This window comes from Pseudomonas sp. AC463, assembly GCF_979253585.1.
Genome location: NZ_CEEDDZ010000001.1, coordinates 91,434 through 104,003, shown reverse-complemented (window position 1 = coordinate 104,003; position 12,570 = coordinate 91,434). Strand labels below are relative to the sequence as shown.

The 12,570-nt window shown below is 61.4% G+C and carries 13 protein-coding genes and 1 tRNA gene; 3 read left to right on the top strand and 11 right to left on the bottom strand.

Translation table 11 applies throughout. The features are described from left to right. The 6 genes from AC0IYH_RS00515 to deoR form a co-directional block, all read right to left on the bottom strand. On the bottom strand, positions 1-1,488 hold the full coding sequence (locus AC0IYH_RS00515) for a sugar ABC transporter ATP-binding protein (RefSeq protein ID WP_471832668.1): 1,488 nt from the start codon (positions 1,486-1,488) through the stop codon (positions 1-3). Continuing rightward, positions 1,481-2,455 carry a sugar-binding domain-containing protein gene (locus tag AC0IYH_RS00510; RefSeq protein WP_122772097.1) on the bottom strand — a complete coding sequence of 325 codons (975 nt, stop codon included), beginning with the start codon at positions 2,453-2,455 and terminating at the stop codon, positions 1,481-1,483. Before AC0IYH_RS00510 ends, AC0IYH_RS00515 begins: the two co-directional genes overlap by 8 nt. Continuing rightward, positions 2,452-3,972, bottom strand: coding sequence for an FGGY-family carbohydrate kinase (locus tag AC0IYH_RS00505; RefSeq protein WP_116627876.1), 1,521 nt, complete (start codon positions 3,970-3,972; stop codon positions 2,452-2,454). The genes AC0IYH_RS00510 and AC0IYH_RS00505 overlap by 4 nt, the downstream gene beginning before the upstream one ends. A gap of 100 nt (positions 3,973-4,072) precedes the next feature. Next, the gene (locus tag AC0IYH_RS00500; RefSeq protein WP_471832667.1) at positions 4,073-5,089 is read right to left on the bottom strand and encodes a galactitol-1-phosphate 5-dehydrogenase; all 1,017 of its coding nucleotides are present in this window, start codon (positions 5,087-5,089) and stop codon (positions 4,073-4,075) included. Positions 5,090-5,131: 42 nt separating this feature from the next. Continuing rightward, a complete protein-coding gene (locus AC0IYH_RS00495) occupies positions 5,132-6,106 on the bottom strand; it encodes a substrate-binding domain-containing protein (protein ID WP_116627874.1) in 975 nt (324 codons plus the stop codon). 154 nt (positions 6,107-6,260) lie between these two features. Continuing rightward, entirely contained in the window at positions 6,261-7,019 is a 759-nt protein-coding gene (gene deoR / locus AC0IYH_RS00490; protein ID WP_471832666.1) for a DNA-binding transcriptional repressor DeoR, read from the bottom strand. A 134-nt stretch (positions 7,020-7,153) separates the two neighbouring features. On the opposite strand from deoR, the gene deoC reads away from it, so the two are divergent. After that, positions 7,154-7,825 (top strand): deoxyribose-phosphate aldolase, encoded by a 672-nt coding sequence (deoC, locus tag AC0IYH_RS00485; RefSeq protein ID WP_471832665.1) that lies wholly within the window; start codon positions 7,154-7,156, stop codon positions 7,823-7,825. Positions 7,826-7,838: 13 nt separating this feature from the next. Here the strand turns inward: deoC and AC0IYH_RS00480 are convergent, their stop codons facing one another. Both AC0IYH_RS00480 and AC0IYH_RS00475 read right to left on the bottom strand, forming a co-directional pair. Further along, a complete protein-coding gene (locus tag AC0IYH_RS00480; protein ID WP_116627871.1) occupies positions 7,839-8,036 on the bottom strand; it encodes a hypothetical protein in 198 nt (65 codons plus the stop codon). A gap of 192 nt (positions 8,037-8,228) precedes the next feature. Then, positions 8,229-8,315 (bottom strand) — tRNA-Leu (locus AC0IYH_RS00475). A 225-nt stretch (positions 8,316-8,540) separates the two neighbouring features. Here AC0IYH_RS00475 and AC0IYH_RS00470 point away from each other — a divergent pair. Continuing rightward, on the top strand, positions 8,541-9,005 hold the full coding sequence (locus tag AC0IYH_RS00470) for a hypothetical protein (RefSeq protein ID WP_471832664.1): 465 nt from the start codon (positions 8,541-8,543) through the stop codon (positions 9,003-9,005). Positions 9,006-9,085: 80 nt separating this feature from the next. Here the strand turns inward: AC0IYH_RS00470 and AC0IYH_RS00465 are convergent, their stop codons facing one another. After that, positions 9,086-9,466, bottom strand: coding sequence for a hypothetical protein (locus AC0IYH_RS00465; RefSeq protein WP_471832663.1), 381 nt, complete (start codon positions 9,464-9,466; stop codon positions 9,086-9,088). Between the two features lie 30 nt (positions 9,467-9,496). Between AC0IYH_RS00465 and AC0IYH_RS00460 the strand changes: the two genes are divergently transcribed. Continuing rightward, positions 9,497-9,976: a hypothetical protein gene (locus AC0IYH_RS00460; RefSeq protein ID WP_241092252.1), complete on the top strand. Its 480-nt coding sequence runs from the start codon at positions 9,497-9,499 to the stop codon at positions 9,974-9,976. A 25-nt stretch (positions 9,977-10,001) separates the two neighbouring features. Here AC0IYH_RS00460 and gbdR read toward each other — a convergent pair whose 3' ends face one another. After that, entirely contained in the window at positions 10,002-11,078 is a 1,077-nt protein-coding gene (gene gbdR / locus AC0IYH_RS00455; RefSeq protein ID WP_471832662.1) for a choline metabolism transcriptional regulator GbdR, read from the bottom strand. Next, positions 11,075-12,484: a GABA permease gene (gene gabP, locus AC0IYH_RS00450; protein ID WP_471832661.1), complete on the bottom strand. Its 1,410-nt coding sequence runs from the start codon at positions 12,482-12,484 to the stop codon at positions 11,075-11,077. The genes gbdR and gabP overlap by 4 nt, the downstream gene beginning before the upstream one ends. Positions 12,485-12,570: the final 86 nt, after the last annotated feature.

The following is a 12,570-nucleotide window of genomic DNA, read 5'->3' as shown; positions in this document are numbered from 1 at the left end:
TTACACTCTTCTACCAATAAGGATGGCCTGGTCGATCTCGTCGCGACTGGCGCTCAACGGGTCAAAACACAGCGCATTGCGGCCCTCATGCATGACCCAGATGCGGTCACAATTGACGTACAACTCATCCAGCTCGCTGCTGGCCACCAGTACCGCCGCGCCTTCCTGCGCCAGGCTGCGAGCCAGGGCATACAGGTCGGCCTTGGCGCCCACGTCCAGGCCACGGCTAGGCTCATCGAGCAGCAACAGGCGCGCGCCGTCGATCACCCACTTGGCCATGACCACTTTTTGCTGGTTGCCGCCGGACAGTTGCCGCACCGGCTGCTCCAGGTTGGCGAGCTTGGTTTGCAGGCGCTGCAACACCGGGCCCGCGCGCTCCTTGGCCTGGCGATGGGAAAACCAGCGCAGGTGCCGCGCGTGCACCAGGCACGCGTTACGGTAGATCGGCGCGTCCAGCAGCAGGCCTTCGGTCTTGCGGTTTTCCGGGACCAGGCCGACCCCCTGGCGAATCGCCTGGCGTGAGGTCAAGGGTCGGTAGGGTTCGCCGAACAGTTCGACGTCACTGTCATTGCGCCCCACCCCAAACAAGGCCTTGAGCAAGGTGCTGCGCCCGGCGCCGTTAAGTCCCGCAAGGCCGACGATCTCGCCCTGGCGTACCTGCAACTCACGTACGTCCAGCCCCTGCGCGCCCTGCAAGCGGCGGATATTCAGCGCCAATGCCTCACACGGCGGCTGGCGTGGGCTGCGTTCGAGCAGGTCGCGGTGTTCGCCGACCACCGCCGCAATCAGCGCCTGGTCATCGATCTGCGCCAGCTCATGGGTGTGCAGCGTGCAACCGGCACGCAGCACCGTGACGCGGTCGCCGATCTCACGGATTTCATTCAAACGATGGCTCACATACAGCACCGCCACCCCGGCGGCGGTGATCTCGCGGATCACCTGGAACACTTGCTTGAGTTCGGTTTCATTCAGCGCGGCAGACGGTTCGTCCATCACCACCACCCTGGCCTCGCAGGTCAGCGCCCGGGCAATCGCCGCCAGTTGCTGGTTGGCAATCGACAGGCTGCCCACGCGGTCGGTGCTGGCGAAATTGGCCCCCACCCGCAGCAACGCGGCCTTGGCCAACGCGCTGCGCTTGCCCCGGTCGATCATGCCGAAACGCCGTGGCGCGTAGCCAAGCATCAGGTTTTCTTCGACGGTCATCTGCGGGATCAGGTCCAGCTCCTGGTAGATCATCGCGATCCCGGCCTGGCGCGCCTGTTGCGGGTTTTTCAGCTCCACTTTCTGGTTGGCGATCAGCATTTCGCCGCCATCCGGCCGGTGGGCACCGGCGACAATCTTCAACAGCGTGCTCTTGCCCGCGCCATTTGCGCCGAGCAGGCAATGCACTTCACCGGGGCGCACTTGCAGGGAGGCGTCGGTGAGGGCGATCACATTCGGTGGAAAGCGCTTGCTGACATGACGAATTTCCAGGGCCAACTCATTCATGATCCTGCTCCAGCAGATAGCGGGCGGTCGCGGCATCGGTGGCGAGCACATTCACATAACCGGCCTTGATACTGGCGTGCACGATGCGGTGCTTGTGGGCGCCGACGCACACGGCAATCGACCAGGCTTTGTCGCGCAAGGCCGACAAGCGCAGGCCCAGGGTGCGGGCATCGAGCTCGGGCATGACCGGCTCGCCGTCCATGCCGATAAAGCGGCCCATGATGTCGCCGACGGCACCCAGGCGCTCCAGCTCCTGCAGCAACGGGCGGTCGATGTAGCCGGATTCCAGCAGCACCGAGTGGTCACTCAGTTCGCCGAGGCTGAAACACGCCACCGGCGCCTGTTCACCCAATTGCATCACTTGGGCGATCACCGGGTCTTGCTCCAGCGCCTCGCGGGTATGGGCGTGGCCGAGGATCGCCGGCACCGGCAGCAAGGTCGCCTGACCACGCGCGGCCTGGGCAAAACGTTCGGCGACGTTGTGGCTCGGTTCTCCCATGGAGCGCGTGTTGATTGCGCCATTGAGCAACACCACGTTGACCCCTTCGTTCCAGCGCGGCGTGAGCCACTGGGCCATTTTGGTCAGGGTGCGTCCCCAGGACACGCCGATCAGCGCGGGCATCGGCTGCAGGTTGCACAGGTAGCGCGCGGCGGCCTGGGTGACCACGTTCAACGCGTCCTCGTCTTCCACCTCCAGCACCAGCGCCTCGCGCAGGCCAAAGCGCTTTTGCAGGGCCACTTCCAGTGCCGGCACACGGGCGGAATGGGCGACGATGTCGATGCGCACCACCCCACAGTCACGCGCCTCGCGCAGCAGGCGGCTGACTTGCCAGCGGGTCAGGCCGGTTTCCTGGGAGATTTCGCTTTGGGTCTTTTCCAGGTCGTAGTACAGCTTGGCGACTTGCACCATCAGGTCATCGCGCGGGGAGTCCCCGCTGAGTTTGGGCGACAGCGATTCGGCGCTCATGCTGCCGGCCTTACGCCGAGCACGCGGTTGGCCGGCGGCTTGCAACTGATCGGCGCGACGCTGTCGGTGGCGGCGCGGTAGCGGCCGAGCAACTCGATGTATTGCTCGTGGGCGTAGGGGTCGGGTTCGATCAGGCGGCCGACGGTAGTGAACGCCGTGGCGGCCTGCTGCAAATCGCTGAACTCACCCAGGGCACAGGCGGCCGCAGCGGCGGTGCCGATCAGGGTCAGATTGTCGTGGGGCACCATCTCGAACGGCACGCCGGTGGCGTCGACCGTGGCTTGCAACCACAACGGGTTTTTCTGGAAGCCGCCGGCGGCGACCACGCGGGTGATCTCGATGCCTTCGCAGCGCCAGGTGTGAAAGATATTTGCCGAGCCCAGGGCAATCGCTTCCACCGAGGCGCGGTACAGGTCGTGGCGGTCATGATTGAGCGACAAGCCCATGATCGCCCCGCGCATGTCCGGCGAGCGATACGGCGTGCGGTTGCCCATCCAGTAATCCAGCACCAGCAAGCCGGTGGAGCCCGGTTGCAGCTGGGCGGCCTGGCGAATCAGTTGCTGGTGACCAGCATCGTCGAGGCCGAACATCTTCTGTGCCAGCCAATTCAGAATCGAGCCGGCCGAGACTTGCCCGCCTTCCATCAGCCACTGGCCGTCGAGCAAGGCACCGGGGTAAGGGCCCCAGATGCCGGGCACGTCGATGCGCTTGGGGGTGTGCATCAGCTGCACCACCGAGGTGCCGCCGATAAACAACAGCTCGCCGGCGCCGGTGGTGCCGGCGCTGAGCATGGCCATATGCGCGTCGATGCCGCCCTGCGCGACCAGGGTGTCGCGGCTCAAGCCCAAGTGGTTGGCCGCTTCGCCGGTCAACGGGCCGATACGCCCGCCGACCTTGATGACTTCCGGCGGCAGTTTTTGCGCCAGTTCGGGGATGCCGAGTTCGGCGTACAACTCCACCGGGAAGCGCTGTTGCAGGGTGTCGTAGTTCCACTTGCAACTGGCGTTGAGCTGGGATGCGACCCAGCGGCCGGTCAGTTGGAAGTTGATCCAGTCCACGGCTTCGCAGATACGCGCCGCACGCCGGTACACCTCGGGCTCATGCTCGGCCAGCCACATCGCCTTGGGCACCAGCCATTCCACGGCATCGCCACCCTGGTTCATCATCGGGTGGCTGACCTGCGCAGTGCGCGCGGATTCCACGGCGGCGCGGCAATCCATCCATAACAAGGCGGGCGCCAGTGGCTGGCCGTCCGCCTGGGCCGCGACCACGGTAGACGCCGTGGTGGCGACGCACACCGCTGCCACCTGCGGGTGCCCGGCCTGGGCCATCAGTTGCCGGCAGGCCTTGCCCAGCGCGGTCCACCAGTCGGCGGGCGCCTGCTCGGCCCAGCCCAATTGCGGGTATTGCGTGGTGTAAGGCGCCTCGGCCACCTGCACCAGTTTGTGGCTGTGCAAGTCGTACAAACCGGCACGCACGCCACCTGTTCCGAAATCCAGTCCCAACAACAAGGTCATCGGTCGTCCTCCTGCGTCTTAAACTGCCGACGCTTTTTGTTTTTGGCCCTGCAACAACACACGTTGCAGGGCTGGGTCCATCACAGCGCAGGCCGTTGGCTCACGGGCGGAAAATAACCTTGGCGGCCACTTCACTGCGGTCGGCGTAACGCTGGAACATCGATGGCAACTCATCCAGCGGCAAGTCGTGGGTAATCATGAACTGCCATTGCAGCTCACCCGAAGCGAGCTTGTCGATGGAGGCGGTCCACTCATCCCCAGGGAACGGCGCGGAGAACGAGTTCCAGGCGCCGTGCAGGGAAATTTCCTGACGCAAAAAGTGCGAGAACGTGGCGGTGCTGATTGGCACTTCGCCGGTGGGAATACCGATAAACACCACGTGCCCGCCGGCCTTGGTCAACTGCACGGCCTGGTTGATGGAGCTTGGGTGGCCGGCGGCTTCAACCACCAGTTGGCAACGCGGCACATCGGCATCCGAGGCACCGCTGAGCAAGGTGTGCGTGGCGCCGGCCTGGCGCGCCATGGCGAGTTTTTCTTCGGCGATATCGATGGCCACGATGTCCTTGGCGCCCATGATGCGCAGCCACTGGATTACAAACAGGCCGATTGGCCCGCATCCCACCACCGCCCCGCTCTGCCCGGCCTTGAAGTCGGCCTTCCAGATCGCGTGCAGGGCGATGGCCGCCGGGTCCACCAGGGACGCGGCAACCGGGTCCATGCCGGCCGGTACTTTGATCAGGTTGCTCAACGGCACGTTGACGAATTCGGCGTAGGCGCCGTCGCGGCGGCTGCCGAAATAGTCGTATTGCTCGGAACGCGATGGGAAGCCACGGGCGTATTGGTCGCTGGTCACGTCCGGGATCATCGGCGGCACGGTGACCAACTCGCCGATGGCGTAGCCTTCAACGCCACTGCCGATTTCTTCGATAAACCCGGCGAACTCATGGCCGCAAATCAGCGGCATCACGTGAGCGCCCTTACTCAGCATGCGCGGGATATCCGAGCCGCACACCCCGCAGGCCGCCACACGCACCAGCGCATGGCCAGCTTTGACGGCAGGTTTTGGAACATCTTCGACCCGGATATCACCCGGTTTGTACATGACGGCAGCTTTCACAGTGGTTTCCCCTATCAGGTAGGCAATTGAGCATTCAGCGTTTCAGAGGGCGCCGGGGCGGTATTCGCCGAAGGTGGCGTCGTGCTTGACCTCGGCCGCCGTGGCCTTGGTCACGACTTTGGTGCCCGCATCGACAAAGGCCGGGATGGTCTTGCCGCTGACCAGGCCGCGCGCCGCTTCAATCGCGACCTCGCCCAGGTAACGCGGGTCGTTGAGGGCGGTGGCGACGTATTGGTCGCCGTTCTGGATCGCCGTGATCGCTTCGGACAAACCATCGACACCGGCCACCAGCACGTTTTTCTTGCCGCTTTCGTTGAGTACCTGCAAGGCACCCATGGCCATGTCGTCGTTGTGCGCGATCACCGCCTTGAGGTCGGGGTGGGCCTGCAGCAGGTCCTGCATCGCCGTCACCGCGTTGGCGCGCATGTATTCGCTGTAGGGGCCTTCGATGATCTTGAAGTCGGTACCGGCCAGCGCGGTGTGGAAGCCCTTGCGCCGCTCTTGCATCACGGTGCCGCCGGCGTCGCCCTGGATCTCGATGATCTTGCCGTTAACCACGCCTTTTTGTTTGAGCGCGGCCACCAGCGCCTTGCCGGACAGCTCGCCCATCTCGGCGTTGTTGCGGCCAATGGTGGCGGCCACCGGGGCATTGATGGCGCGGTCGACGGCAATCACCGGGACTTTGGCGCGCTTGGCAGCTTCGAGGGAGGCACCCACGGCATCGGGGTTGACCGCATTGATGATGAGGATGTCGACCTTGCGGGTCAGCAGGTCCTGGATATCGTTGTTCTGCTTGCTGATGTCGCCGTTGGCGTCGAGGAAGATCAGCTCGTCACCGTCCTTGGCGGCGGCGGCCTTGGCGCCATCGCGCAGTTGCACATAGAAGGGGGATTGGAGGGTGACCTGGCTGAAACCGATCTTCAGATCCTTGGCCTGGGCATTCAGCGCCAGAACCGAGGCCGCGACAGCCAGTGCAAGGGACAGCACATGAACAGGTTTACGGGCTATCTGTAGCATGGTGATTCCTATTTTTATTGTTGTCTGGATTCGGGTACGCCCTTCAGGGAGGGCGTACTCACAAATGTGAACAGCGATCACATTTGAAAAACTATGCCTTGTGCCCGAGGGTGTCAAGACTATTTTGTTAGAATCCAAACATACGAAATAAAAATCACATCACCAGCGTTGCCCCACCCTCTTCGATCATCTGCTGCTGCGCGGGCGTCAGGCCGGCGTCGCTGATCACTCGCTGGAAATCCGCCAGGTCAGCAAAATGCGCCGCACGCACCTGTTCGAACTTGGTGTGGTCCGCTACCAGCACGCAGGTCTGCGCCCGCGCCATTACGCGACGCTTCACTTCCACTTCATTGAGGTTGTAACAGGTCACGCCATGGGCAGCGCTGACCCCGGCGGCCGAGATAAACGCCCACGCCACGCGGATGCCGTCGATGATCCCCGCCTCGGCGCGGCTTTCGAAGACCATGTTGCGCCGGTCGAGGATGCCGCCGCAGAGGATCACCGTGCAGTTGGGCTTTTGCTGAAGTTTAAGCAGCACATTCAAGGAGTTGCATAACGCAGTGAACTCCAGTTCTTCAGGCAAGGCATCAATGATAAAGGGTGTAGTGGTGCCGCAATCGATGAAGATCGTATCGCCCGGGCGCACCAGGCGTGCGGCGAGAACGCCGATCTGGCGCTTCTCGGCGATGTTGCGCTGGTCCTGCTCGGCCACCTGGTAATCCGGCTCGGGCGCGCCGCTGCGGGTCACGTGCCCGCCTAGCAAACGCAGGCCGTGGGCGTTATCGACCAGGTCGCGACGCACGGTCATTTCCGACACACCGAGTAATGCCGCCATGTCTCTGAGGTGCACTGCCGCCTCACCCTGCAAGGCTTTGTGCATGGCTTTGAAGCGCTCGCTTTTCTTTGAATCCACTGCATCTCACCCTGTTTTTCTGTGACCGGCTGACGGCCGGGGTCACAAATTCCATTTACAATGTTATTTATATAACATTTAATGCATCCAACTTAACACAAACAGGCTTTTCTTCGCATCCACAGGACATTCCCATGCCCCAAGACCTCGCCAGCTATATCGACCACACCCTGCTCGCCGCCGATGCTTCCCAGGCGAGTATTCGCCAACTCTGCAACGAGGCGCGCGAGCACGGCTTCAAGTCCGTGTGCGTCAACAGCGCCAACGTACCGCTGGCGGCCGAATGCCTGCAGGGCGCGTCGCCCTTGGTGTGCGCGGTAGTGGGCTTCCCTTTGGGTGCAGGCCTCGGCGCGGCCAAGGCCTATGAGGCGCAATTGGCGATCCAGGCCGGCGCACGGGAAATCGACATGGTGTTGAACATTGGCTGGTTGAAGGACGGCCTGCTCGACCCGGTGCGCGATGATATCGCCCAGGTGCTCAAAGCCTGCGGTGAGGTGCCGTTGAAGGTGATCCTGGAAACCGGCCTGCTCAACGATGAACAGAAAACCCAGGCATGTGTGATCTGCCGGGAGCTGAACGTCGCCTTCGTCAAGACCTCCACCGGCTTTGGCCATGGCGGCGCCACCCTGGCCGATGTGCGCCTGATGCGCGACGTGGTCGGGCCGGTGATCGGCGTGAAAGCCTCGGGCGGCGTGCGGGATGTGGCCACCGCCCAGGCGATGATCGAAGCCGGCGCCACGCGACTGGGCAGCAGCTCAGGGATTGCGATTGTCAGCGGCGCAGCGGCGCCGGTGGGCGCCTACTAGACCAATGTGGCGATCAGTTGTCGGGGTGTTCGCTCGCCACCGAATCAGCAGCGTCCACGTCCGACATATCCTCTTCAAGCGGCGCCTCGTCGTCGGGCGGCAGCGGAGTCTTGTCCTCATCACGCTTCGGGTCGTGCCCGGTCTCATTGTCGGTACCGCGCGTCACGGCCTGCTGCGAAATGTTGCCTGGGGCATTCTCGTTGATTTGCATGCTGGCTCTCCGTTCTCAGGCCCGGGATATCCGCGCTTAAGAATGGGAGTTCGCAGGCCGCAGTGAGTGCCGAGCGCTGGACGAACGGCAGCTAGCCTGCCTGCTCACTCGACCCGGCGAATCATTGCCTACCGTTTTAGCCGAGCAAAAAAAAGGGCTCGCGTGAAAAATCACGCAAGCCCTTGATATCTTTGGTGCCCGAACCCGGAATCGAACCGGGACGCCCTTACGAGCGGGGGATTTTAAGTCCCATGCGTCTACCAGTTTCGCCATTCGGGCGGTAGCGCGGTGCAGCAGGGGTGTGAATATATAGATCCGGTCGCTTCGATGCAAGGTCAAAGGGCTGCTTTGTTGCGCCGTGATGGCGACGAAAAAGCTCGGTAGATCAGTGATCTACAGAGGCATTCAGACGGATTTCAGAGGTTTCCTACCGCATGGGAACAAGATTCATAAATGACAGTCATAGCGATATGCCATCCCGGCTGTCTGGAAAGGAATCAGTTGATGTTCTCAGTTCGCAAGCGCTCCTGGATCGTAGTTGCAGGTTTTATGGGCATGTTGGCCGGCGCAGCCCACGCGGCGAGTGCTGTGCAGTGGGGCGATTTCAGCGGGTCGAGCAATGATCGGCTAACGGGCGCTTCGCTGGAGGCGGGCAACCAGTATGTGTTGAAGACGTCGCGCATTTCGGTCGGGGACGTTGAGCAGATGCAAGCCGCACAGAAGCGCACGGATGACGAACTGAAAGGTTTGAAAAGCAAGGTGGACGCGCAAACGCGCGACTTTGACGAGTTCAAGCGCAAAGACGGTTCGAGTTCCAGTTCCAGTGACAGCCAACTCTCCAGCCTCAAACGCACGCTCGATGAGCAGAAAAGCACGATCGAACGGCAGAAAAGCGACATCGAGAGCCTGAAACGTAGCCTTGATGATCTGAAGCGCAGCGTTGACACTTTGAGCAACAAGGTCAAGTAACCTGCTGCAAGCCCAGCCTGCGCGCTGGGCTTTTTTGAGGGTATTTGTGCCACGACTCATGACGCAGTGAACGCACGAAATTAAGGCCTGTCCTCTGGCTGTGAGACCAGCAAGAGGTCAAGGCAGCTGCTAATGACACGCTGGGTGAACTGCTCACTCACCGCCCTTCTCTTCTCACGGGTGCTTTCTATCGGGATAGCTTGCGCCTGAAGAATCAAGCCCGCACGCAGCTGCTTTTGTACCTCCAGCGGTGGAGAATCCGTATCACGGGGATAATCAAGCGGGTAACCCTCCTGCCTGTTGAGAATAATGACAGCCGCGTCGTTCTCAAAGATCTGGCACATCCCCACATCCCTGGCAGAAAACTTCGCCTTGCCCCCCACCATCGTCCATGACCACGCATTCGAGCAGGCAACCAGCCCAGCACCCGCGATCACAATTGATACGATCCTGCGCTTCATCATGTTCCCTCAACCGCCCGGAGATAAGTCGTGCAGCGGCATGCTAGAATGAATGATGGCATTTTGATATGGATTTATCAGTTGAAGCAGTATCGCGGATTCATCCTGTTTGTTTCGGTCATGTCCTTACTCTTTATCCTGGTGCAAGTCTGGCATGCTAAAACTGCTCAGGAAGACTTAAAACAAGAACAAGAACGCCAGCTTAAAGGGCTCGCACTCCTCATGCGTATCGGAACCCCAAAGCTGATCGATGAATCAACTCGGCTCGATTCAGTGACCTACCAAGATGGGGTGATGCGTATCGCGTTTACGCTCACAACCGTTTCGAAAAACGATTTTGATTCCGAGGTTTCCATTGACGACAGAAAATCCGCTGCCGCGTCTGTGTCCTGCGAGGACAAAGCGCTGGGGCCGTTCATCAAGTCGGGGCTGTTGATTCATTACATCGTCAACGGCTCCAACAACTCACCGATAACCGAATTTCAGCTGAGCAACTCCGACTGCCCTTAAGGCCTGCGCCCTCCCCGCCCCAGGCTCAGGACTTCAGGTTCTTCACGCTGGCAAACGTCGACTCCCCGCGCGCCTGCTCCAACGCACTCATCGGCATCGACGTCGGCGTTGCGCGAACCACCGGTTTGACCAGGATGGGTCGCTCATCCGCCGTCACCAGGCGCTCGTCGCTGGGCGGCACGCCAAAGTACTCACGGTAGCATTTGGAAAAGTGTGGCGTGGACACAAACCCACACAGCAGGGCCAGCTCGACGATGGAGATGGGCGTCTGCTTGAGCAATTGTCGCGCGCGGATCAGGCGCAACCTCAGGTAATAGCGCGACGGTGAGCAGTGCAGGTACTTCTGGAACATGCGCTCAAGCTGGCGGCGCGACAGGTCAACGTATTCCGCAAGTTGATCGAGGTTGATCGGCTCTTCCAGGTTGGCCTCCATCAACGCCACGATTTCCTGCAGCTTGGGCTGCTGGGTGCCGAGCATGTGTTTGAGGGGCACGCGCTGGTGGTCCTGCTGATTGCGCATGCGCTCATACACAAACATGTCGGAGATGGCCGCCGACAGTTCATGCCCATGATCACGACCGATCAGGTGCAGCATCATGTCCATCGGCGCAGTGCCGCCCGAGCTGGTGAGGCGGTCGCGGTCGAGGGTAAACAGGCTGGCACTCAGGCTCACCCGTGGAAAGGCTTCCTGCATGGTGGCCAACCATTCCCAGTGCACGCTGCATTCATAACCGTCGAGCAACCCCGCCCGCGCCAACACCCAGCTGCCGGTACAAATGCTGCCCAGGCGTTTCGAATAACGCGCCTGAATGCGCAGCCACTTCACCAGCTCGGTGGTGACGGTGCGCTGGATACCCGTACCGCCGCAGACAAAGACCATGTCCACCGACGGTGCACTGCCTATCGAACAGTCGGGGGTGATGGGCAGGCCATCGCTGGCCCAGACGGGGCTGCCGTCGGCACTCGCGGTGTACCAACTGTACAGCTCCTGGCCCGACAGCTGATTGGCCATGCGCAACGGCTCCACCGCCGACGCCAATGAGATCAGCGTGAACTGATCCAACAACACAAAAACCACACGGGTGACAGGCCGCGCTTTCATGGCCGCGAGGCGACTGGCATCGCTTTGTGCGCGCGATCGGGTTGCCGCGCAGTGATAACGCCGACCAGGGAAATCAGCAAGGCCAAGCCGATCGTCGAAGACACCTCGAAGCGATGCTCGGGCGTTACCAGCATCACCGTCAATGCGCCGCAAATGAACGCGATCACCACCCAGGTCAGCCACGGGAACAGCCACATCTTGAAAGTCAGCGAGATGTTGCGGCGCTGCAGGATTTTGCGCATGCGCAATTGCGAAACGGCAATCACCAGGTACACCAGCAAGGCGATAGCCCCCGAGCTCGCCAGCAGAAACTGGAACAGCCCGGCCGGCATGAAATAACTGAGCAAGGTCACCCCTGCCCCAAGCACCGTACTGGCGATGACCGCGCCCCGTGGCACGCTCGCGGCCGAAGTCTTTTTCATCATGGCCGGCGCATCCCCACGTTTGCCCAGCGAGTACAGCATGCGTGAAGCAATGTAGATCGATGAGTTCATGCAACTGGCCACGGCAATCAACACCACCACGTCAACCAACAACTTGGCATGGGGGATGTTCATCAACTCCAGGGCGCGTTGATACGAGCCCACCGATGCCAACAGCGGGTCATTCCAGGGCACCACGGAAATCACCACGAAGATCGACAGCACGTAGAACACCCCGGTGCGCCACATTACCGAACGTGTCGCGCGGGCGATATTCTGCGCCGGGTTACTCGACTCGGCCGCCGCGATGGTGACCGCTTCAGTGCCGATAAAACTGAACATGATGGTGATGAATGCGCCGACCACCGCCGACAGCCCGTTAGGCGCAAAGCCGCCGTGTTCTTCCATTAGCCGGCTCAAGCCGCTGGCCTCGCGCTCGGGAATCCAGCCCATCAACACCGCGCCGCCCAGGCCGATAAAGCCGATGATCGCGACGACCTTGGCCATGGCAAACCAGAACTCGAATTCGCCATATTTGGAGACGCTGAACAGATTGGTCACCACCAACAAAAAGATCGACAACAAGGCAAACAGCCAAGCGTCGATCTGAGGGAACCACTGGTTGAGGATATGCCCGGCGGCCAGGGCTTCGATGGGAATCACCAGCACCCAGAACCACCAGTACAACCAACCGATGGTGAAGCCGGCCCAGCGGCCGATGGCCTGGTCAGCGTAGGTCGAGAAGGACCCGGTGTCCGGGTTGGCCACCGCCATCTCCCCGAGCATGCGCATGACCAGCACCACCAGCAGGCCGGAAAACAGGTAAGCCAGCATTACCGCCGGGCCGGCCGCCGCAATCGCGTGTCCGGACCCTACAAACAACCCCGCGCCGATAATGCCTGCAATGGAGAGCATGGTGACATGGCGCGGCTTGAAACCCTGCGCCAGTTGGCCGTTCGAATCCTTGGAATCCAGGCTACTCATCGTTGTTTTTATTCTCTGTGATCGACGTTAAGAGGTGCTGACTGGAGAGTCAGGCGATCATCATTTCTTAATGACGGGTCACAGTA

Bases quoted from the DNA above. Each gene is read 5' to 3' on its own strand.
- deoC (WP_471832665.1), top strand. From the start codon at position 7,154: ATGCCCCAAGACCTCGCCAGCTATATCGACCACACCCTGCTCGCCGCC.
- AC0IYH_RS00480 (WP_116627871.1), bottom strand. From the start codon at position 8,036: ATGCAAATCAACGAGAATGCCCCAGGCAACATTTCGCAGCAGGCCGTG.
- AC0IYH_RS00465 (WP_471832663.1), bottom strand. From the start codon at position 9,466: ATGAAGCGCAGGATCGTATCAATTGTGATCGCGGGTGCTGGGCTGGTT.
- AC0IYH_RS00510 (WP_122772097.1), bottom strand. From the start codon at position 2,455: ATGAGCGCCGAATCGCTGTCGCCCAAACTCAGCGGGGACTCCCCGCGC.
- AC0IYH_RS00515 (WP_471832668.1), bottom strand. From the start codon at position 1,488: ATGAATGAGTTGGCCCTGGAAATTCGTCATGTCAGCAAGCGCTTTCCA.
- AC0IYH_RS00505 (WP_116627876.1), bottom strand. From the start codon at position 3,972: ATGACCTTGTTGTTGGGACTGGATTTCGGAACAGGTGGCGTGCGTGCC.
- AC0IYH_RS00495 (WP_116627874.1), bottom strand. From the start codon at position 6,106: ATGCTACAGATAGCCCGTAAACCTGTTCATGTGCTGTCCCTTGCACTG.
- gbdR (WP_471832662.1), bottom strand. From the start codon at position 11,078: ATGAAAGCGCGGCCTGTCACCCGTGTGGTTTTTGTGTTGTTGGATCAG.
- gabP (WP_471832661.1), bottom strand. From the start codon at position 12,484: ATGAGTAGCCTGGATTCCAAGGATTCGAACGGCCAACTGGCGCAGGGT.
- AC0IYH_RS00470 (WP_471832664.1), top strand. From the start codon at position 8,541: ATGTTCTCAGTTCGCAAGCGCTCCTGGATCGTAGTTGCAGGTTTTATG.